This is a genomic window from Stenotrophomonas geniculata, from assembly GCF_034508895.1.
In the GTDB taxonomy this organism is placed as follows: domain Bacteria; phylum Pseudomonadota; class Gammaproteobacteria; order Xanthomonadales; family Xanthomonadaceae; genus Stenotrophomonas; species Stenotrophomonas geniculata.
Genome location: NZ_CP140571.1, coordinates 3,737,721 through 3,757,925 on the forward strand (window position 1 = coordinate 3,737,721; position 20,205 = coordinate 3,757,925).

18 protein-coding genes are annotated in these 20,205 nt (G+C 67.7%); 4 read left to right on the top strand and 14 right to left on the bottom strand.

Going from position 1 to position 20,205, the window contains the following annotated elements; genetic code table 11:
- The first annotated feature begins 11 nt into the window (after positions 1-11).
- The 3 genes from RI032_RS17285 to RI032_RS17295 all read left to right on the top strand — a co-directional run bounded on the left by RI032_RS17285 (position 12) and on the right by RI032_RS17295 (position 3,850).
- Positions 12-2,300, top strand: a complete 2,289-nt coding sequence (locus RI032_RS17285; RefSeq protein WP_043402035.1) for an Orn/Lys/Arg family decarboxylase — start codon at positions 12-14, stop codon at positions 2,298-2,300.
- Positions 2,301-2,328: 28 nt separating this feature from the next.
- A complete protein-coding gene (locus tag RI032_RS17290; RefSeq protein ID WP_010484991.1) occupies positions 2,329-3,231 on the top strand; it encodes a cation diffusion facilitator family transporter in 903 nt (300 codons plus the stop codon).
- A 184-nt stretch (positions 3,232-3,415) separates the two neighbouring features.
- Positions 3,416-3,850 (top strand): RidA family protein, encoded by a 435-nt coding sequence (locus RI032_RS17295; RefSeq protein WP_010484993.1) that lies wholly within the window; start codon positions 3,416-3,418, stop codon positions 3,848-3,850.
- Here RI032_RS17295 and RI032_RS17300 read toward each other — a convergent pair.
- The 9 genes from RI032_RS17300 to RI032_RS17340 form a co-directional block, all read right to left on the bottom strand.
- Entirely contained in the window at positions 3,847-4,560 is a 714-nt protein-coding gene (locus RI032_RS17300) for an energy transducer TonB family protein (RefSeq protein WP_010484995.1), read from the bottom strand. The genes RI032_RS17295 and RI032_RS17300 overlap by 4 nt on opposite strands.
- Positions 4,553-5,353 (bottom strand): ChaN family lipoprotein, encoded by an 801-nt coding sequence (locus RI032_RS17305; RefSeq protein WP_322547378.1) that lies wholly within the window; start codon positions 5,351-5,353, stop codon positions 4,553-4,555. Before RI032_RS17305 ends, RI032_RS17300 begins: the two co-directional genes overlap by 8 nt.
- Positions 5,340-7,811 (bottom strand): TonB-dependent receptor domain-containing protein, encoded by a 2,472-nt coding sequence (locus tag RI032_RS17310; protein ID WP_197656354.1) that lies wholly within the window; start codon positions 7,809-7,811, stop codon positions 5,340-5,342. Before RI032_RS17310 ends, RI032_RS17305 begins: the two co-directional genes overlap by 14 nt.
- Before the next feature lie 64 nt (positions 7,812-7,875).
- The gene (locus RI032_RS17315; protein WP_010485002.1) at positions 7,876-8,802 is read right to left on the bottom strand and encodes a FecR family protein; all 927 of its coding nucleotides are present in this window, start codon (positions 8,800-8,802) and stop codon (positions 7,876-7,878) included.
- Positions 8,799-9,308, bottom strand: coding sequence for an RNA polymerase sigma factor (locus RI032_RS17320; RefSeq protein WP_019336455.1), 510 nt, complete (start codon positions 9,306-9,308; stop codon positions 8,799-8,801). Before RI032_RS17320 ends, RI032_RS17315 begins: the two co-directional genes overlap by 4 nt.
- A gap of 124 nt (positions 9,309-9,432) precedes the next feature.
- Positions 9,433-9,939, bottom strand: a complete 507-nt coding sequence (locus tag RI032_RS17325) for a hypothetical protein (protein WP_109813678.1) — start codon at positions 9,937-9,939, stop codon at positions 9,433-9,435.
- Between the two features lie 108 nt (positions 9,940-10,047).
- Positions 10,048-10,272, bottom strand: coding sequence for a hypothetical protein (locus RI032_RS17330; RefSeq protein WP_010485009.1), 225 nt, complete (start codon positions 10,270-10,272; stop codon positions 10,048-10,050).
- Entirely contained in the window at positions 10,269-10,970 is a 702-nt protein-coding gene (locus RI032_RS17335; protein WP_019660234.1) for a glutamine amidotransferase, read from the bottom strand. The genes RI032_RS17330 and RI032_RS17335 overlap by 4 nt, the downstream gene beginning before the upstream one ends.
- Positions 10,967-11,740, bottom strand: a complete 774-nt coding sequence (locus RI032_RS17340) for a YggS family pyridoxal phosphate-dependent enzyme (protein WP_260362364.1) — start codon at positions 11,738-11,740, stop codon at positions 10,967-10,969. The genes RI032_RS17335 and RI032_RS17340 overlap by 4 nt, the downstream gene beginning before the upstream one ends.
- A gap of 76 nt (positions 11,741-11,816) precedes the next feature.
- Here RI032_RS17340 and ptsJ point away from each other — a divergent pair, with 76 nt between their 5' ends.
- Complete coding sequence (gene ptsJ / locus RI032_RS17345; protein WP_322547379.1) at positions 11,817-13,103, top strand: MocR-like B6 salvage transcription factor PtsJ; 1,287 nt, start codon at positions 11,817-11,819, stop codon at positions 13,101-13,103.
- 102 nt (positions 13,104-13,205) lie between these two features.
- On the opposite strand, the gene RI032_RS17350 is transcribed toward ptsJ, so the two are convergent.
- The 5 genes from RI032_RS17350 to RI032_RS17370 all read right to left on the bottom strand — a co-directional run bounded on the left by RI032_RS17350 (position 13,206) and on the right by RI032_RS17370 (position 20,193).
- Entirely contained in the window at positions 13,206-13,712 is a 507-nt protein-coding gene (locus tag RI032_RS17350; RefSeq protein ID WP_010485017.1) for a hypothetical protein, read from the bottom strand.
- An 81-nt stretch (positions 13,713-13,793) separates the two neighbouring features.
- Entirely contained in the window at positions 13,794-16,904 is a 3,111-nt protein-coding gene (locus RI032_RS17355; protein WP_053443226.1) for an error-prone DNA polymerase, read from the bottom strand.
- Positions 16,905-16,910: 6 nt separating this feature from the next.
- Positions 16,911-18,320, bottom strand: coding sequence for a Y-family DNA polymerase (locus RI032_RS17360; RefSeq protein ID WP_049454635.1), 1,410 nt, complete (start codon positions 18,318-18,320; stop codon positions 16,911-16,913).
- Between the two features lie 9 nt (positions 18,321-18,329).
- Complete coding sequence (gene imuA / locus RI032_RS17365) at positions 18,330-18,944, bottom strand: translesion DNA synthesis-associated protein ImuA (protein WP_053443224.1); 615 nt, start codon at positions 18,942-18,944, stop codon at positions 18,330-18,332.
- A gap of 241 nt (positions 18,945-19,185) precedes the next feature.
- Entirely contained in the window at positions 19,186-20,193 is a 1,008-nt protein-coding gene (locus tag RI032_RS17370) for a cyclase family protein (protein ID WP_057504137.1), read from the bottom strand.
- Between the last annotated feature and the right edge of the window lie 12 nt (positions 20,194-20,205).

The window sequence follows — 20,205 nt, forward strand, 5'->3', positions numbered from 1 at the left end:
GGAGAATCAACGTGTACTTCAAGTCCCTGGACTATCCGGTCATTGTCATCGACAACGACTACGAGTCGCCGCGCATCGGCGGCATCCTGATCCGCGCCCTGGTGGAAGAACTGCGCAGCAACGACCAGCGCGTGCTGTGCGGCCTGAACCTGGATGATGCGCGCGCCGGTGCCCGCACCTACGTGGCGGCCTCGGCAGTGCTGATTTCGATCGATGGCAGCGAAGAGGTGGATGGCGAGTTCCAGCGCCTGACTGCCTTCCTGCGTGAGCAGAGTGCGCGCCGCGCCAACCTGCCGGTGTTCCTGTACGGCGAGCGCCGCACCATCGAGAAGGTGCCGAGCAAGCTGCTCAAGTACATCCACGGCTTCATCTTCCTGTTCGAAGACACCAAGAGCTTCATCTCGCGGCAGGTGATGCGCGCAGCCGAAGACTACATGAAGAACCTGCTGCCGCCGTTCTTCAAGGCGCTGATCCATCATGCGGCCGAGTCGAACTATTCCTGGCATACGCCGGGCCATGCCGGTGGCGTGGCGTTCACCAAGTCGCCGGTGGGGCGTGCATTCCACCAGTTCTACGGCGAGAACACCCTGCGCAGCGATCTGTCGATCTCGGTGCCGGAGCTGGGCTCGCTGCTCGACCATACCGGCCCGATCAAGGATGCCGAGGAAGAAGCGGCACGCAACTTCGGCGCCGACCATACCTTCTTCGTCACCAATGGCACCTCCACCGCCAACAAGATCGTCTGGCACGGCACGGTGGCGCGCGGTGACGTGGTGTTCGTCGATCGCAATTGCCACAAGTCGCTGCTGCACGCGCTGATCATGACCGGTGCAGTGCCGGTGTACTTCACCCCAAGCCGCAACGCGCACGGCATCATCGGCCCGATCAGCCTGGACCAGTTCACGCCGGAGTCGCTGCAGCAGCGCATTGCTGCCAACCCGCTGGCCAGCCAGGCCTACCAGGCCGGTTCCAAGCCACGCATCGCAGTGGTCACCAACTCGACCTATGACGGCCTGTGCTACAACGCCGAGAAGATCGCTGATGAGATCGGCAGCGCGGTCGATTTCCTGCACTTCGATGAGGCCTGGTACGCCTACGCCGCGTTCCATCCGTTCTACGAGAACCACTACGGCATGGCCAAAGGCAAGCCCCGTGAGCAGGATGCGATCATCTTCACCACGCATTCAACCCACAAGCTGCTGGCGGCGTTCTCGCAGGCCTCGATGATCCACGTGCGCAACTCGGCGCAACGCAACCTGGACGCCGAGCGCTTCAACGAGTCGTTCATGATGCACACCTCGACCAGCCCACACTACGGGGTGATCGCGGCCTGCGACGTGGCCTCGAAGATGATGGAAGGCGAGGCTGGCCGTTCGCTGGTGCAGGAGATGCACGACGAGGCGATCGCGTTCCGCCGCGCGATGCTGCACGTCCGTGACGATCTGGGCCGCGACGACTGGTGGTTCAGTGTGTGGCAGCCGACCCAGGTCGAGCGCAGCCTGGACAAGGGTGATACGCCGGCGCCGCTGGTGGCCAAACGCGAGGAGTGGTACCTGCAACCGGATGCCCATTGGCACGGCTTCGAGAACCTGGTCGATGACTACGTGCTGATCGACCCGATCAAGGTGACCCTGCTGACCCCGGGCCTGGCGATGGACGGCAGCATGGGCAAGCTGGGCATTCCGGCGGCGGTGCTCAGCAAGTTCCTGTGGGGTCGCGGCATTACCGTGGAGAAGACCAACCTGTACTCGGTGCTGTTCCTGTTCTCGATGGGCATCACCAAGGGCAAGTGGAGCACGCTGGTCACCGAGCTGATGGCGTTCAAGGAGCTGTATGACCGCAACGCGCCGCTGAGCCAGGCACTGCCGACGCTGGCGGCCGACTATCCCAATGCCTACGCCGGCTGGGGCCTGCGTGACCTGTGCGATGCACTGCATGCGTTCAACCAGGAATTTGCGGTGGCCAAGGTGATGCGCGAGATGTACGTGGATCTGCCGACCCCGGTGATGACCCCGGCCGATGCCTACAACCACCTGGTCAAGGGCGAGATCGAGCGGGTCGACATCGAGCAGCTCAGTGGCCGCGTCGCCGCGACCATGCTGGTGCCGTACCCGCCGGGCATTCCGACCATCATGCCGGGCGAGCGCTTTGGCGACAGTGACGAGCCGATCATCCAGTCGCTGCGCATCGCCCGCGAACAGAACGCTCGTTTCCCGGGCTTCGAGTCGGACGTGCACGGGCTGATCATCGAGCAGGAGGGTGATGCGGTTTCGTACAAGGTGGAGGTGCTGAAGGCCTGACCGGCAACGGTCGGTCGTTCGGCGGAGGATGGATACCGCGCGCGAGCAACGCATCCTGAAGTTCTCCATCGGGGTCACCCTGGCGGTGAGCACGGTCGGCTTCGGCGGTGGCCTGCTGGTGGGATCGCAGGCCATCCTGTTCGACGGCGTGTACAGCCTCGTCGACGTTGCGTTGACCCTGGTGTCGCTGTCGGTACTGCGGCTGGTGGCGCGGGAGCAGAGCCCGCGCTTCCAGTACGGCTACTGGCACCTGGAGCCAATGGTCGAGGCACTCGGTGGGGTGATCCTGTCGCTGGCCTGCGTGTATGCGCTGGCCAACGCGGTGATTGGCTTGACCACGGGCGGGCATGAAGTGAAATTCGGGCCCGCGCTGTGGTGGGCGGCACTGCTGAGTGCCAGCAACCTGGCGATGGCGCTGTTTGTCGCCCAACGAGCGCGGCATCTGCGCTCGGCGCTGTTGTGGCTGGACGTGCGTGGCTGGCTGCTGGGTGGGTTGATGAGCCTGGCGGTGGTACTGGCCTTCGTACTGGCCCTGGCCCTGCAGGGGGGCGAATGGCACCACTGGGTGCCGTACCTGGATTCGATCGTGCTGGCGTTGATCAGCCTGGCGGTGCTGCCGGTGCCGGCGCGCAGCGCGTGGAAGGCCATGCGTGAAGTACTGCAGGTGGCGCCGGATGATCTGGACCGGCGCGTGCAGCAGGTGATGCAGGCATTCGTGGCCGAGCGCGGTTATGCCGGTTTTACCAGTCACGTGGCGAAGATGGGGCGGATGCGCTTCATCGAGATCCATGTGCTGGCCGACCCGGGTACGCCGCTGGGGTCGGTGGGCGAGGTTGATGCGATGCGCGATGAGATCGCGGTGCGGCTGGATGCGCGCGGCAGCACGTTCTGGCTGACCATCGATTTCACGGCAGACCCGGCGTGGACGTGAGCGGGGAACGGTAGAGCCGAGCCCATGCTCGGCTGCCATTCGCGCAGCGCAGCCGAGTACGGGCTCGGCTCTACACGTCGGCGTGATCGTTGCGCGTGGCAGACCGGTCTGTTGCACCGGATCCGTTTGACCTCAACCTGGGTTGAGGTCACAGACTGCCTGCAACCCCCACGAGGCGCGCGGCATGAACCTGCTGACCACACCGGACCTCAGCCATGGCCTGCTAGAGCTGTTCAATCCTCCCGGCCTCTACGACCCTTCCGCGAACGGCTACTCCCACGTGGCGGTGGTGCGCCTGCCGGCACGGGTGATCCATGTCGCCGGGCAGGGCGGTGAAGATGCCCAGGGCCGTCTCTCGCCCAGTTTCGAAGACCAGGTCGGGCAGGCGCTGGACAACCTGCAGACCGCGCTGCGCTCGGCGCAGGCAAGCCTGGCTGATGTGGCGCGGTTGCGCATCCTGGTGGTGGACCACGACGAAGACCGGCTGGGCATCATCGCCCATCAGGTGCGGCGGCGCTGGCCGAACCGCGCCGCGCCCACCTGCACGCTGATCCCGGTGCCGCGGCTGGCGCTGGACGGCATGCTGTTCGAGATCGAGGCGGAGGCTTATGCCGCCTAGCGCAGGTAGTACTCCACCGGCACCACCAGCTCCTGCGGTGCCTTCAGTTCATCGGGAATGGGCGGCAGCGGCTGCGCGCGACGGAAGGTCTGCAGCGCGGCGTCATCGAGCATCGGCTGGCCACTGGACTGCTCCAGCCGCAGCGCCAGCAGGCGACCTTCGCGGTCGATGCTGGCCCTGACCCACGCAGTGCCCTGCTGCCGGCGCGAGCGCGCGGCGGCAGGGTAGTAGCGGTAACGCTCCAGCCGCGCCATCAGGCGGGCTTCCCACTGGTCGCTGGCGGCGCCGGCCTGGAAGTCTGCCGGTGGCGCGTCTGGAGCAGGCGGCGCGGCCGTGATCGATGCCGGTGCGGGACTTGCATCGGTCGCGGCCGCAGGCGGGGCGACTGGCAGTGGCTGGCGGCCCGTCCCACCCGTTTCGCTGGCGGCCAGCTCTCCCTCGCGCGCCGCCGTAGGCTTGGGTGGCGGCGGCGACTTCGTGGGCTGCGAGGCGCGGGCCTGCTGCGCCTGGCTGGGGGTCTCGGCCTGGCGTTCCTCCACCGGTTGCGGCGGCGTGGCCGGTGCCAGCAGGCGCAGGCTGATGCGCACGTCCTGCTCCGGCGGCGGCAGCATCGGCGGCATCGCGACCCAGTGCACCAACAGCAGCAGTGGCAGCAGATGCAGGACGACGGTGATCGCGATCGCCTGCCAGTGTTGGCCACGCTCACTCATCGTCCAGCACCCACAGCAGATCGGCATCAGCTGCAACGACGGTTTCACCCGGTGAAGCCAATGCGATCACCAGCGCAGGCGTATCCGGTGACAGGTACCCCGGTACCCCGGTACCGCGCAGTACATGCCAGCGACCTGCTACCAGCAGCGCTGGCGCGGGCGCATCGAGCAGCACCCGCGCCATGCGCGTATCGCGGGCCTGTTGCACGGCCAGCATCCCTTCCAGCATCGGTGCCGCGTCTGCGTGCTGGGCAAGCACCACCGCCGACAGGCGCTGGCGGGAAGCGGCCACCGGGAATCGCACGCCCTCGGTCGAGGCCAGCAGCGCGTTGACCTCGGCACGCGACAGGTTGCCGCCGAACAACGGCGTGCCTGCATCGGCAGCCTCCCGTACCAGGCCGCCATACGCGGCCCACGGCCAGCGCGTATCCCAGTCCAGCAGTTCCCGCAGGCGTGCACCTTCGGCCTGGTTGCCCTTGGCCAGCCAGCGCTGCACGCGCTGCAGGCGTGGCTGGCGCTCGCTGGCGATCATTTCCAGCACCAGTGAACCTTGCGGGCGCTGCCGCTGCAGGGCCTGCAGCAGCCAGCGCTGGGCGGCGTGGTCTCCGGCGAGATCATGGCGTTCACCCAGCAACAGCCGCTGGGCGTCCGCCGCGCGTGTCACGAATGCGGTTTCGTCCAGGTGCTGGCCAGTGGCCAGGTCGATCACTGTGCCGGGCACCGGCTGCGCGCCAGCCACCGCGGCCAGCGCGAGCAGGCATACGGGCAGCCAGCGACGGCTAGAACGCCACATTGACGCCCATCGAGACCGTGCGGCCACGGCCGTTGCCGCGGTCCAGGATCGGGCTGAAGATGCTGTCGATCGAGGCATTGTTGTCATAGGCCTTGTTCTGCAGGTTTTCGATGTTCAGCCACAGCGTGGTGTTGGCCTGGGGCTTGAAGCTCGCGTAGAAGTCCAGCAGCACGCCGGTGCCGCCGGTCTTGCGGGTCTGGAAGAAGTCGTAGCCCTCCTCGGTGGGCCCGGAGTACGCAGCGCGCAGGCCGGCCTGCACGCGCTGCTGCCACCAGCGGCCGCCTACGTCCAGGGTCCAATAGCGGTCCGGCAGGGCGGTGATGTCTTCCAGGTTGACGAACTCGATGGCCGGTGCGCTGGTGCGCGAGCGGGTCCAGCTGAGCGTGGCGTGGTAGTGCTCGCTGGCGTAATGCGCCTCCAGCTCGATGCCGCGCATGCGCACGACGCCGGGATGGTTCATCCAGCGGGTCGTGGCGGTGAAGTCGTCTGCATCCAGCACATCGGTCCAGGCATTGAGCTGCGGATCGCTGTCGATCGGCACCACCAGCGGTTCCACTTCCGGCGGATGCACGATCAGCAGGTACTGCGGCTTGATGTAGTCGCGGATGCGGTTGTCGAAGCGGGTGATGCGCAGCTGTGCCAGGTCACCGTCGACCAGCAGCGAGTCGATGCTGAGGTTGGCGCCGAACTGCAGGTTGCGCGAGCGCTCGCGGCGCAGGAACGGATTGGCGCCGATGCCGTCGGCGACGCTGGCGTCCTCCAGCGGGATCTTCTCGAAGAACATCTCCTGCACGCGCGGCGGCCGTGATGTGCGCGAGACCTCGGCAAACAGCTGCAGCCAGTCAGTGGCCTGCAGTGAAACCGCCAGGCTCGGGCTGAGTGCGCGCTCGCTGCGCCGCACGTCGATGTCGCCGCCATTGATCTCCGCGCATTGGCCGGGTACATCCGAGCACACCGGGATGTGGCCACGGATGCCGAAGCGGTCCTGGCGCAGGCCGGCAGTCAGCGCGTAGATGTCGTACTGCAGTTCCAGCGTGCTGAACACGCTGTCCAGCTGGCTGCGACCCTGCGGGTTGGCACCGCGCAGGATGGGCGTATCGGCCACATAGATGTCCGACTGGTGCTTGATGCCGGTGTTCCAGCGCGCCTGCAGTGCGCCGATGTCGAAGCGACTGGTGTTGTCGAGGGTCCAGCTGCTCAGGCTGCTGTGGGTGCGGCGGCCGATGTAGCTTGAATCTTCCACCGGCGGATAGAACAGCCGGGTCTTGTTGCTCGCGAAGGTCGCGCGCAGGTCGATCCATGGCGAATAGGGCGTGTAGTGGTAGCTGGCGCGCTGGTTGCGCGCGGAAATCTGCCACGGGTAGTTGTGGTAGAAGTCGTTTTCGTAACGCATGTGGCTCAGGTCGAGCCGATGCTGGTCGCTGGGCTGCAGGCGTGCTTTCAGCAGCCAGCTGCTGGGCTGCTGGCTACCGGGGTCGGCGTTGTTCTTCTGCCCACGCGCGGTCGCGTATTCGCTGCTGCGGCTGCTGCTGGCGGCGGCCAGCAGGCCGAACTGACGGTCGCCACCTTCTTCGCTGTGGCGCCATGCACCGGCGAAGGTGCGGCCGCTGCCATAGCCGTTGTTGCCATGGCGATAGCCGGCGCGCAGGCCCCAGTCACGGCCCTCACCCAGCAGATCGTCGATATCCAGGGTGCGGAAGTTGGCACTGCCGGCCAGCGTACCAGCGCCGTCACCGCCAGCGACCGCACCGCGCTGCACGTCCACACCGGCCAGCAGGAAGGGATCGACATAGGCGAACGGACCGCCCGAACCATGCCCGGCATTGTTGCGGAAGGTCTGGGTGACACCGTCGATCATGGTGTTGACCCGGCCGGCACCGGTCATGCCGCGGATGTTGACCTGCAGGCCCGGCTGGCTGCGCGAATGGAAGCTGTGGGTGCCGGGCATCGAGCGCAGCAGGCTGTTGCCTTCCTGGCGTTCGGCCATCGCCACGCGTTCGCTGCCGACCGAGGGCGCAAAGCCATCGCGGATGGCCGGTACATACTGGCTGGCGCCGGCCCCCGGTGCCTGGCCGTGCGCGGTAGTGCCCTGCACCCGCAGCGGGCCGGTGCGACGGCTGCCATCGATGCGTTCAGCCGGCGCCGGTTCCAGGGCGGCGCGGCGCGCATCGACGAAGCGCGGTCGCAGGCCGCTGCCTGCCAGCAGGCGTGACAGGGCCTGCGCATCGTCGAAGTCACCGCGCAGAGCAGGGGCCGAATGACCGGCAGGCAGCGCCGCGCCGATCACCAGGTCGACACCGGTCAGCCGGCTGTAGGCGTCCAGCGCGGCCGCCAGCGGCTGGGCGGGCAGATCGTAGGTGCGTGTGGCGGTCTGTGCGTGGGCACTGCCGGGCAGCAGCGGAAGGGCGCTGGTGCAGGCCAGCGACAGGGCAAGGACAAGGGGGCGGGGGCACAGCATCGGGGGCTCCAGGGGCTGACGCAGAACGTCGTCATCCTGGGTAGACGCAGTCGCAGGCCGGATGTCAGGGTCCATCACGCTGCTCCCTGCGTGGCGGCAGCCACACCTGTATGCCCGCGCCGAGGCGCAGCACGCGCACCTGCAGTTGCGTGGCCAGCTGGTCGCGATTGCTGGCTGCACCGTCGGCACTGCCGAGCAGGGTGACCGGCTGCTGGCGCAGCTGCTCGCCGACGACCCACGTATGCCCGCCATGCCAGCGGTCCAGGCCCTGCGTGACGTCGGCCAGCGGGGCCGAGACCCAGTGCAGGCGCCGCTCGCGCCAGGCCAATGTTCCGGGGGCAGCCGTTGTTGCATGGGCTGTTGCCTGCCCATCGAAGCGCAGCTGCTCGCCGTCGTCGGCCAGCATGCTGACGTTGCCGCTGTCCACGCGCACGCGATGCTCGGTAACGGTGACCACACTGCTGTTGCCCTGCACGGCAAGATCGAATGCGGTCCCCAGTGCAGTGACGGTGCCCTGTGGGGTATGCACCTGGAATGGCCGGTCGGCATCGGCGGCGACCTGGAACCAGGCCTGGCCGCGCTGCAGCTGGAGCTGGCGGCGCTGCCCATCGATGCGCACCTTCACTTCGCTGCCAGGTGACAGCAGGACATGCGAACCATCCGGAAGAGTTTCCTCGCGGATCTCGCCAGCGGCCGTACGCAGTACCTGTGCCACGGGTGGCGAGGCATGGCGGCTGTAGAGACCCAGCGCGCACAGCAACAGAACCGCAATGCCGGCTTCGCGCAGGCGACGGCGTTGCCTGCGCTGCTGTTGCCGCTGCAGGCTGGGCGTCGCCGCACCGGCCTGCCACAACTCCTGCAGGTGCAGGTACTGCGCCGCATGGCGTGGATCGGCCCGGCACCATTGCTCGAACGCGTTCTCATCGCGGTCACCGTCGTGCGCATCCAGCCACCAGCGTGCAGCTTCGCGTGCAATGGTCTCCTGGCTCATGCGCCCGGCACCTGCTGCAATGCGACCAGGGCGCGCAGCAGATGGCCGTGCGCGGTCTGCCGGCTGATCCCCAGCTGGCGCCCGATCTCGGCCAGCGCCAACTGTTCCACACGGGCCAGCAGGAACACCTGGCGCGAGCGTGGCGGCAGCGCGGCGATGATCGCGTCGAGGTGGCGCAGTTGTTCGGCGTCGAGCAGTCGCTGCTCGGGCAGGGGCGCAGGATCGGCGATGGCATTCAACTGCGTGTCATCCAGCACCTCTTCGCGACGGCGCTGGCGTTGCCGGTAGTGATCGGCGATCAGGTTGTGGGCGACGCGGTACAGATAGGCGCGGCCATTGCCCAGCAGGCCACTGGTGGCGACTTTGACGACACGCAGCCAGGTTTCCTGGACGACGTCATCAGCGTCGCTGCGTTGCGGGAGTTTGCGGCGGACATGGGCGTGCAGCGGCCGGTAATGGGCTGCGCACAGCTGCGCGACATCCGTCGGTTCGACAGGCGTGGACACGGGGCGGGCGACAACTGGGAAAGGGAACAGCCCGCGGCGGCAAGGGCAGCGGCTGCACCTTACAGCAAAAGAGAATCATTTGCATCTATGGCATGAGGCGCAGTACACATGGGCCACCGCAGCGTCAGCGCGGGCGGTAGTCGCAGTGGATCTGCAGGGCTTCGGTGGGGTTGCGATGCAGCTCGAAGCCGCAATGCTGCAGGCTGCGCTTCACCTGCGCGACCGCTTCGGCATGATGGGCGACGCGATGATCCTGCCAGCGCGGTGGGGTGAACACGCCCAGAGGCAGCAGCCGCAGCCGCTTGCCGTGCAGTACCAGTGAGACATCGATGTGACGGCCATCGATGTCGTGGCCGTTGGCACCGAAGATGGCATCGATCTCATCGCGGCGCTGCGGGTAGCAGGTGCGGAACACCGCAATGCCGAGCCGTCGCACCACGCGGCGGAAGCCACCGAGACGGCTGTGGCTGGGTTCGAAGCCACGAGTGAGCAGCAGGCGCAGCCCGGCAGGCAGCATTGCCTGCGCGTCGAGCAGGCGTTGCAGTACCTCTTCTTCCAGTTGGATGCGGGTGGAGGGCCAGCGCGGGGCGATGAGCAGTCCGTGGTGGTTGCCGCGTTGCAGGGTCAGCATCCGTGAAGCTTCGCACGCGGGCGAACAGCCAGGGTAGTGCCGGCCGCTGGCCGGCAAACCTGTTCTCCCGTCGGATGCCGACCAGCGGCCGGCACTACCATCGTCGGGTCAGATGTCGCGGTACTGGATCTGCGAAGCCAGTACGCGCAGGCCATCGGCATTGCTGGACAGGATGCGCTCTTCGCTGACCCCTTTCTGCCGTTTCAGCTGGAAGCCCTGATCGGCAGGCAGCTGTGCGGCGATGGCGTCCATGCGTTGCAGGGCATCGGGGCCGCTGCAGTCGAAGTGACCCCAGTGGGCGCCATCGCGGTGGATCTGCAATCGGTAGTTCATTGTGGTGTCTCCGGCAGGTCCTGCAGCCAATGGTCGAACATCGCGGTGGCGGCCGCAGCCAGTGGTGCGCCATAGCGACGCGCCTGCGCGCGAAGGTCGTTGGGATCGATGCCGGCCTGGGCCAGCTCCAGCGTGTGGCCGATCAGCCAACGCTCGAACTGGCGGGCGTCCAGTTCCGGATGGCATTGCAGGGCCAGTGCGTGGCTGCCGATGGCGAATGCCTGGTGACGGCAGGCCGGCGTGCTGGCCAGGCGGCGTGCACCGGCCGGAAGTTCGAACGCTTCACCATGCCAATGCAGTACCGGAATGCCCTGCAGGGACTGCAGCGGAGAACGCTGGCCTTCATCGGTCAGCAGCAGTGGCGCAAAGCCGATTTCCTTGCCACCACTGGGAGCGACACTGGCACCGAGTGCCCGCGCCATCAGCTGTGCACCCAGGCAGATGCCCAGGGTCGGCCGCTGCCGCTGCAGCCGGCGCTGCAGCAGGGCAATGCTGTCGTTGACGAAGGGATAGGTCCCTGTGTCATTGGCACTGATGGGACCGCCCAGCACGACCAGCAGATCGGCGGTTTCGGCGCCATCGAGCACATCGACACCGGCCTGCAGCACGTGCAGCTGCCAGCCCTGCGCCAGCAGCAACGGTTTCAGGGTGCCGAGGTCTTCAAAGGCAACGTGTTGCAGGACAACCGCGTGCTTCATGCCGGTGCTCCGCTGTTCGGCCAGTAGAAACTGTCCGGGGTGGCACGGGCACCGAAGATGGCCTGGCCGACGCGGACCACGGTGGCACCTTCCTCGATGGCCACTTCGAAATCACCGGACATGCCCATCGACAGCTGCGACAGGTCGAGGCCGGGTGGGGCGGTGCGTTGCAGCTGGTCGCGCAGTTCGCGCAGGCGCACGAAGCAGGCGCGCACGCGCTCGACATCGGGGGTGAAGATGGCCAGGGTCATCAGGCCGCGCACGTGCAGGCGATCGAAGGCCGGAAGCTGCTGCACGAAGGCCTCGACCGCGTCGGGTTCCAGGCCGTACTTGCTCGGTTCGGCCGAGGTGTTGACCTGCACGAACACATCCAGCGTGCGGTCTTCCAGTTGCAGGCGCTGCTGCAGGGCCTCGGCTACGCGCGGGCTGTCCAGCGCCTGGAACTCGCTGGCAAAGCGCGCCACGTAGCGCGCCTTGTTGGTCTGCAGATGGCCGATCACCGACCAGTGCACGCCCAGGTCGGCCATCGTTTCAGCCTTGCGTTGCGCCTCCTGCACCTTGTTCTCGCCCAGTTCGTGGCAGCCTGCGGCTACCGCCATGCGGATGCGGGCGTCATCGACGGTCTTGCTGACCGGCAGCAGGCGCACGCTGGCCGGGTCCCGGCCGACACGGGCGCAGGCATCGGCGATGCGTTGGCGCACCGTGACCAGGTTGGCGGCGATCTGTTCAACGGACTGGGCGACGGGCCAGTCGGCAGCGGCAAGGGGCATGCGGGCACCTCCAATGCAGGGTGGCCAGGGTGGGATACACTGGCACAGGACAAGAGATATTTTGGCATAGGACAAAATGAAAATCACCGGGCATAGCGCCGAGTCGATCTTCGACAGCATCCGCGACGGCATCGGCAAGGGTCGCCTTCCGGCCGGCAGCGTGTTGCCGCCGGTGCGTGAACTGGCCGAGCAGCTGGGAGTGAACCGCAACACCGTGGCTGCTGCCTACAAGCGCCTGGATGCGGCGGGCCTGGCCAGCACGGCGGGCCGCCGCGGCACGGTGGTGCGTGGCCTGCCGCCGCCGCTGGCGCGTGAAGGCAGTACGCCCGGGCTGGCCCTGCAGGACCTGGCCGGTGGCAACCCGGATCCACGCCTGCTGCCGAACCTGCGCCTGGCCCCGGCCGCACCACGGCTGTATGGCGTGGGCACGGTCGACCCGAGGTTGGAGGCGCTGGCACGCGCCTCGCTGGATGCGGACTGCCCGGAGGGCTATGCGCTGGAACTGACCCATGGCGCGGTCGATGGCATCGAACGCCTGCTGTCGGCGTGGCTGCTGCCGGGGGATCGCATCGCGGTGGAGGATCCGTGCTTCCTCGGCAGCCTCAACGTGCTCAACGCTGTGGGCCACGCGCCGTTGCCGGTGGCGGTGGACGCGCATGGCATGCAGGTCGATTCGCTGCGGCAGGCACTGGAGGCCGGTGCACGCGCGGTGTTGCTGACCCCGCGGGCACACAACCCGACCGGGGCGAGCCTGGATGCGAAGCGGGCGCGGGCGTTGCGGCAGTTGTTGGCGGCCTACCCGCAGGTGGCGGTGTTGATCGACGATCACTACGCGCTGCTCTCGCAGCAGGCCTATCACTCGGTGCTGCCGCTGGATGGCCGGCGCTGGGCGCTGCTGCGTTCGTTGTCCAAACCGCTCGGCCCGGACCTGCGGCTGGCCTGGCTGGCCTGCGATGAAGAGACCGCGATGCGGCTGCGGCTGCGATTGGCGTCCGGCACCGGCTGGGTCAGTCACCTGCTGCAGGATGCGGCGACCTCGGTGCTGTCGTCGGCAACGCAGCGGGCGAAGATCGCTTCGGCAGGTGAGCGTTACCAGCAGCGCCTGAGCTCGCTGCAGGAGTTGCTGCATGCGCGTGGCCTGCCGACACCGTTGCCGATGGAAGGATTGAACCTGTGGCTGCCGTTGCAGGCCGACAGCCATCCGCAGGTGCTGGCCCTGGCTTCGCGTGGATGGCATGTGCGCGCGGGCGAAGTGTTCTCGGTGGCAGCGCCGGGGCATGGCTTGCGCATCACCTGCGCTGCGCTGGGGGCAGCGCAGCTGCGGCAGCTGGCGGATGACCTGGCGGCGGTGTTCGCTCTGTAGCGTCGAGCCATGCTCGACGTTGCTTCGCCTTTGTAGAGCCGAGCCATGCTCGGCTGCTGTTGATAGAAGCAGTCGAGCATGGCTCGACGCTACACAAGCAGATCAGGGCGCGGCGTTGGCGCCGGGGCGCACGTAGTAGGACTGGCCGCTGTCATCGACGAACATCAGCTCCGGCTTGCCCTGCCAGGAGGTGAGCATGGCGCCGGTGTTGTTCTGGTGCTTGACCATCAGGCTGGCGCCGCGGTCCGGGTTGGCGACGACCTTGAATACTTCAGTGGTGCCGGTGGCATCGTCCAGGGTCAGCAGGGCTTCGCCGCCGCGGTCGCTGGTGCCGTAGCCGCCGCGTTCGGAACCATCGGGACCGAGCAGGATCATGCCTGACAGGGCGGTGGCACGCGGCCCCTGGGTGCGGCCCTGGCTGAGCGGATCGGGAACCGGTGCGCCGAGGATCACCCGCGGCTGGCCGCTTGCATCGTGGATGACCAGCCCGCGCGCCTCGATGATGCGCTGTGGTGATTGGCTGCGATGCAGGCTCCAGGCGGTCCAGCCGGAAACCAGCAGGGCGAGGGTCGAGACCACCAGGGTGGTCAGCAGCAGCGCACGGGGCATCGGGTCGTCCTTCCTTGGATGTGCCGACGATAGCGGATGCGGACCGGCAATGGCCAGTTCGTTGTGTGACGTTGTGTATCGTCAGTGGAAATCGCGGCTGTGGCTGCGCAGTCCCTGCAGCAGTTCATCCAGGCAGTGCATGCGCTGCACGATGACGTGCTGCACGCCATCGACGCGTTCCAGGCGGCCATCGATCTGCATCAGCTGGGTATCGACCAGCACCCGGTGCTGGCGATCGGCCAGGTGTCGCCAGACCACGGCGTTGACCATGCCGGTCTCATCTTCGAGCGTGAGGAAGGTGACGCCGCTGGCGGTCTGCGGGCGCTGGCGCATGCGTACCAGGCCGGCGATGCGCACGCGACGGCCATGGCCATGCCCGGCCAGTTGTGCAGCGTCCAGACAGCCACGGCTGCGCAGCTGCGCGCGCAGGAACGAGATCGGGTGGCGGCCAAGTGTGGTGCCGGTGCTGCGATAATCGGCCTGCATGTCCTCCCAGGCGCTGGGCAGGGGCAACGGCACGCGGGCTTCGGCAGTGGCGCGGGCCTGGTCGAACAGTGGCAGCCGGTTTTCCACGCCGGAGATATCCCAGCGTGCACGATGGCGATGGCCACTGAGCCCACGCAGTGCACCGGCATCGGCCAGCAGGCCCTGCTGGCGGCGGTCCAGTGCGGTGCGCTGGCACAGGTCGCCCACATCGTCGAACGGGCGCTGCGCACGTTCGCGCATGATGGCCTGCACGACGGGTTCGTTGCAGCCATCGATCAGGCGCAGGCCGAGCCGGATCGCCGCCGGTCCCTTGCTGAAATCCAGCGTGCAGTCCCAGTCGCTGTGGCGCACGTCCACCGGCAGCACGCCGATGCCATGGCGGCGTGCATCCTGCAGCAGCTGGTCGGGGCTGTAGAACCCCAGCGGCTGGCTGTTGATCAGGCTGGCGGTGAACGCGGCGGGATGATGGCACTTCAGCCAGCAGCTGTTATAGGTCAGCAGGGCGAAGCTGGCAGCATGGCTTTCCGGGAAACCGTAATCACCGAAGCCCTTGATCTGCTCGAACAGGTGCTCGCCGTAGTCGCGGCTGAAGCCATTCTTCAACATGCCGGCCAGCAACTTCTCCCGATGCGGTTCCAGGCCGCCACGACGCTTCCATGCCGCCATCGAGCGGCGCAGGGCATCGGCCTGGCCAGGTGTGTAACCTGCTGCTTCCACTGCCAGCTGCATCACCTGTTCCTGGAACAATGGCACGCCCAGCGTACGCGCGAACACGCGTTCCAGCTGCGGTGGGTAGAGCGGATTGTCCGGATCGTTCAGTGCCTCCGGGCCTTGCTCGCGCAGGATCCTCCGCCGTTCCAGATAGGGGTGCACCATGTCACCCTGGATCGGGCCGGGGCGCACGATCGCCACTTCGATCACCAGATCGTAGAAGCAGCGCGGCTGCAGGCGTGGCAGCATCGCCATCTGCGCACGCGATTCGATCTGGAACACGCCGATGGTGTCGGCGGCGCAGATCATGTCGTAGGTCTTCGTATCCTTGGCAGGGATCGCATCCATGCGTCCACTGTGCAGGCCGTGCTGCTGCAGCATCGCCAGGCATTTACGGATGGCGGTGAGCATGCCCAGCGCCAGGCAGTCGACCTTCATCAGGCCGGTGGCATCCAGATCGTCCTTGTCCCACTGGACGACGGTGCGGTCGGCCATCGCCGCGTTTTCCACCGGTACCAGCGTCGACAGCGGGTGCTCTGAAATCACGAAGCCGCCCGGGTGCTGCGACAGGTGGCGCGGGAAATCGATCAGCTCGGTGGTCAGTGCCAGCAGCCGCCGCATCAGCGGTGTTTCCGGATCAAAGCCGCGCTCGCGCAGGGTCTCCGGCAGTGGTACGTGGCCGCCCCAGTGGTCCATCGCCGCGCCGAGTTCGTTGACCTGGTCCATCGGCAGGCCGAGTGCACGGGCCACGTCGCGGATCGCGCTGCGGCCACGGTAACTGATCGCCACCGCAGTCAAGGCGGCGCGTTCGCGGCCATAGCGCTTGAACACGTACTGCAGCACTTCTTCGCGGCGCTCGTGCTCGAAATCGATGTCGATATCCGGTGGCTCGTCGCGCTCGGCGGAGATGAAGCGCTCGAACAGCAGGTTGCTGCGCGCCGGGTCGATCTCGGTCACGCCCAGCACGAAGCACACCGCCGAGTTGGCCGCCGAGCCGCGCCCCTGGCAGAGGATGTCCTGGCTGCGGGCGAAGCGCACGATGTCCTGCACGGTGAGGAAGTAGGAGGCGTAGTTCTTCTGCTTGATCAACGCAAGTTCGTGTTCGATCTGCTCGCGCTGTGCCGGCTGGATGCCGTTCTTCCAGCGCCACGGGATGCCACGCTCGACCAGCACGCGCAGCCAGCTGTCCGGATCATGCCCTTCGGGCACCAGCTCACGCGGATAGGTGTACTGCAGCTGTTCCAGGGTGAAGTGGCAGCGCTCGGCGATGCGCAGGGTCTCGGCCAGCAGCTCAGGCGGGTACAGCTGGGCCAGCGCGGTGCGTGGGCGCAGGTGGCGCTCGCCATTGGGGAACAGGCGCCATCCAGCTTCGGCCACGCTGCAACGGTGGCGGATCGCGGTCAGCGTGTCCTGCAGGGCGCGGCGGCGGCGTACATGCATGTGCACATCACCACTGGCCACCAGCGGCAGGCAATGGCGTTCGCCGAAGGACTGCAGCTGCTGCAGGCGGCGTGCATCGTCGTGTTCGTGGTGCAGCTCCACCGCCAGCCACAGCCGATCATCGAAGCCGGCGCGCAGCAGTTCCAGGTCGGTGGCGGCCGGTTGCCGGTCCAGCCACAGGCACAGCAGGCCGACGGGCAGGCCGAGAAGGTCCTCGCGCAGGCAGCGGTACTCGCCCTTGGCGGCCCGCCGCCGGCAGGTGGTGATCAACTGGCAGAGCCCCGTATAGGCGGCCTGGTCGGTGCACAGCAGGGCCAGTTTCGGCCCATCCTCGACCTGGAATTCGGCGCCGACAATCAGCGCCACGCCATGCGTCTTCGCCGCCTGCCAAGCGCGTACGATGCCGGCCAGCGAGCATTCGTCGGTGATCGCCAACGCTCGATAGCCTTGGCCGGCGGCGCGCGCGAACAGTTCTTCGGCGATCGAGGCGCCACGCTGGAAACTGAAGGCCGACAGGCAGTGCAGTTCGGCGTAGCCGGGCAGTTCGCTGTGCATGGTGGCTCAGCCGAACCAGCCGTGCAGCATCCACGGCGCATGCGGGTCGTTGCGCTCACGAAAGGCCCAGCCGCGCTGGCCGTGAGCAGTTTCCACCACGTAATAGTCGCGCCGTGCATCGGCCTGATCCCACCAGCCCGATTCGATCCGCTCCGGCCCGGTGACGATGCGCAGCCGCGGATCACGCAGTGGTTGCGGCGTGTCCAGCAGCCAGCCGGGGCGCAGTGGCCAGTACGACGGAGGCTTGGCTGGCGGCTGGATGCCACTGGCGCGTTCGGGACGATGGTCGGCCTGCACCGCCAGCGGCTGCACGGCGTCATCGCCCAGCCGCGCGCGCAGGCGCTCGCGCAGCTGGTTCCAGGGCATCGCCTGTGCCGGCCGGGTATCGAACAGGTCACGCGCGGCGGGCACGAACGGTGGCAGCTGTTCGGCCTGCAGGCGCAGTGCGCGGCTGCCGGCCGGCAGGGCAAACGCTTCCATGCGGTTGCGTGCGATCTCGAACAACAGCGCGGGATCGCGCTCGGGCGCCAGCAGGCCGATGGTCAGCACGCTGGCCGGCAGCATGTCGTGCTCGAAATGCAGGTCGAAGCGCTGCACGCCGCCATCGCGCGAACACAGGAATGCGGCCAGGTCCAGCAGCAGGCGACGCAGCGGAAACAGCAGGGCCTGGCTGGATTCGATCTCGTATTCGAATTCGATGCGCGCATCGAAACGGTCCGGTGGCTGGTAGTAGCGCAGTGGCGCGGTGGGCAGCCCGCGCAGCGCATCCAGCTGCTGCAGCACGTCCGGTGCGAAGCGCCGGGCCAGGCTGTCGCGCGGCAGCTCGAGCACCGCACCCAGCGTGCGCAGGCCGGAACGGCCGAGTACGGTCACTGCTTCGCTGGGCAGGCCACAGCGCGGCAAGGGCAGCTGCGCCAGTGCCGCTGGCAGCTGCTGCGCATCGATGCCGAGGCCGTCGTGAACGTTGGCCAGCACGCGCGCGGCATGCGCGGTGGGTGCGGCCACCAGGCGATGGCGGAAACCAAGCTCATGCAGTTCGTTGCGCAGCCGCTGCTCGATCGTCAGCCAGTCGCCGAACAGGGCACGGCTGGCACCGATTTCCATGACCAGCGCGTGCGGAAAATCGAGGCTGACCTGCGAGCTGTAGGCATAGGCCCAGCTGGCCAGCAGCTGCCGGGTGTGCTGTTCGGCGCTGGGATCGTAATCGTGCAGATGCAGGTCCTGCACCAGTACCTGCGCAGCCGACAGCAGCATGCCCGGGCGCAGCCCCGCTGCGCGTGCCGACGGGCTGACCGCACGCAGTACGCGACGCTGTGCCGGCCCCTGCAGCAGCACCAGTGGCCGCTGCGGGTCGGGCTGCAGGCGCAGCACGCTGTCCAGCGCCAGCTGCGGCAACAACAGACAGGCCCAGTGCATGGCGCGGCCTCAGTGGGCGATGGCCAGCGGCAACGGCTGCGCCGGCGGCAGGCCGCCACGGCACTTCAGCACCCGCACCTGGCCGTGGTCGAGCTGCAGGCGCAGGCTGGCCGGGGAGGGATTGCGCGCCGCCTGCGCCTCGCGGAACACGAAACCCAGGCACTGGCCGCTGTCGGCCGCCACCTGCAGGCGGCGCAGTGAGCGGTCATCGGCCTGGTGTGGCCAGCACAGCACTGCTGCACAGGCGGCCGAGCGCAGGCACTGTTCGGTGGCCCACAACGCTTGTTTCGGCGCGGCGTGGATGATCTGCAGCTGGGTCAGATCCAGCCCGGCCGCTGCCCAGGCCGGAGCGTGCGGGCGATAGGGTGGGGCGACCAGCACGATCGGGCGGTCGCGCTGGCTCAGCTTCGCCAGCGCTGGCCAGACCAGAGCCAGTTCGCCGACGCCGGGCGCGGCCTGCAGTACCTCGCATAGCCCGCTGCTGGGCCAGCCGCCGCCGGGCAGGCGCGCATCCAGTGCCGGGTGACCGCTGGCCAGATGGTCGCTGGCCGGCCCCTGGCGGGCCGGGCCGCGCCACAGCTGGCGGCCGTCAAGCAGCCGGTCGAGGGCGACGACGGCACCCATCAGCGGATCCTCCAGGGGAGGCGCCGGGCAGGCTGGAAGCGGCAGGAACGGGCGGAAACGGCGGGCATGACGCGAGTATCGACGGGCCGGTATCAGGGGCTGAGACCGGACATGCTACTCGCCTTGTGAGTAGAATTACTAATGAAATCGGAGGATCGGATTTCAGGTTGCTGAAGGGGTAGGGGTGCCGACCAAGGTCGGCCCCCCGGCATGGCCCGGCGCTACCCGGGTATGTCCCCGGTTACGGGCGGACCGGCAGCGCGACCGGGCGCAGCGGCGCGGCATCGCCACCGCGGATCTTCAGCGGGCCGCCGATGAAGGCGAACTCGTAGACCTTGTCGTGGGCCAGTTCGTCCAGCGCCACCAGCTCGATGATCGGCGCGCCCTGCTGGGCCAGCAGGTAGGTGTGCAGCGGCACGTAGTCGTCGGACACCTCCGAGGGGAAGGTCTCGAAGCTGAGGTTGTCGGCACCGACGATCATCGCGCCGCTGTCCTCGATCAGGAAGCGCGCCGCGTCCAGGCCCATGCCCGGCGGGTTGGCCATGTAGGCCTTGGGCTGTTCGAACAGGCGCATGCGGCCGGTGCGGATCAGCACCACGTCGCCCTGCTGCAGTTTCACCTTCTGGCGTGCCAGCGCATCCTTCAGGTCCTGGCGGGTGACGCGGTAGCTGTCCGGCAGCATGTCCACGCCCTTGGCGGTGGCCACGTCGATCAGCACGCCACGCGCGATCAACGGCGGGAACTTCTCGATGCCGGTGACATTCCAGCCACGGTCGCCGAGGTGTTTGTCGGCCTCGAAGCCATTCCAGATCTTTCCATGGATGCCGAAGTGGTTCAGCGCATCGATGTGGGTGCCGGTGTGGCTGTACATCGAGAACGCGGTGCCGGTGTAGCTGCGGGTGAGGTTCATGGTTTCGCCCACGCCCATCGGATCATCCATCACCGTGCCGCGCGGGGTGTGGGTCATCCAGAACTGGTAGTGCGGGTCGCCGGCATCCTGCCAGCTGGGCATGCCGACGTAGTACTCGGTGGCCAGGTCATAGGCCTTGCCGCCGCTGACCCGCGACAGGATCGCCGCACGCGAGGCCTCGGTGATCAGGTTGAGGCGGCCGATCTCGTCCTTCGGCCCCCAGGGGCTGGTGCCGACCTGCTGGCCGGAGGGTACGCGTTCGTGCGCGGACACGGTGGTGGAAGCGGCGGTGCCGGCCAGCAGCAGGGCCAGCGCGGTGGCCAGGGTACGTGGGGTCATGGGGAATCTCCT

Bases quoted from the DNA above. Each gene is read 5' to 3' on its own strand.
- RI032_RS17335 (WP_019660234.1), bottom strand. From the start codon at position 10,970: ATGAAGCACGCGGTTGTCCTGCAACACGTTGCCTTTGAAGACCTCGGC.
- RI032_RS17305 (WP_322547378.1), bottom strand. From the start codon at position 5,353: ATGTGGCGTTCTAGCCGTCGCTGGCTGCCCGTATGCCTGCTCGCGCTG.
- RI032_RS17295 (WP_010484993.1), top strand. From the start codon at position 3,416: ATGAACCTGCTGACCACACCGGACCTCAGCCATGGCCTGCTAGAGCTG.
- RI032_RS17355 (WP_053443226.1), bottom strand. From the start codon at position 16,904: ATGCACAGCGAACTGCCCGGCTACGCCGAACTGCACTGCCTGTCGGCC.
- imuA (WP_053443224.1), bottom strand. From the start codon at position 18,944: ATGGGTGCCGTCGTCGCCCTCGACCGGCTGCTTGACGGCCGCCAGCTG.
- ptsJ (WP_322547379.1), top strand. From the start codon at position 11,817: ATGAAAATCACCGGGCATAGCGCCGAGTCGATCTTCGACAGCATCCGC.
- RI032_RS17315 (WP_010485002.1), bottom strand. From the start codon at position 8,802: ATGAGCCAGGAGACCATTGCACGCGAAGCTGCACGCTGGTGGCTGGAT.
- RI032_RS17340 (WP_260362364.1), bottom strand. From the start codon at position 11,740: ATGCCCCTTGCCGCTGCCGACTGGCCCGTCGCCCAGTCCGTTGAACAG.
- RI032_RS17360 (WP_049454635.1), bottom strand. From the start codon at position 18,320: ATGCACTGGGCCTGTCTGTTGTTGCCGCAGCTGGCGCTGGACAGCGTG.
- RI032_RS17330 (WP_010485009.1), bottom strand. From the start codon at position 10,272: ATGAACTACCGATTGCAGATCCACCGCGATGGCGCCCACTGGGGTCAC.
- RI032_RS17370 (WP_057504137.1), bottom strand. From the start codon at position 20,193: ATGACCCCACGTACCCTGGCCACCGCGCTGGCCCTGCTGCTGGCCGGC.
- RI032_RS17350 (WP_010485017.1), bottom strand. From the start codon at position 13,712: ATGCCCCGTGCGCTGCTGCTGACCACCCTGGTGGTCTCGACCCTCGCC.
- RI032_RS17300 (WP_010484995.1), bottom strand. From the start codon at position 4,560: ATGAGTGAGCGTGGCCAACACTGGCAGGCGATCGCGATCACCGTCGTC.
- RI032_RS17310 (WP_197656354.1), bottom strand. From the start codon at position 7,811: ATGCTGTGCCCCCGCCCCCTTGTCCTTGCCCTGTCGCTGGCCTGCACC.
- RI032_RS17325 (WP_109813678.1), bottom strand. From the start codon at position 9,939: ATGCTGACCCTGCAACGCGGCAACCACCACGGACTGCTCATCGCCCCG.
- RI032_RS17290 (WP_010484991.1), top strand. From the start codon at position 2,329: ATGGATACCGCGCGCGAGCAACGCATCCTGAAGTTCTCCATCGGGGTC.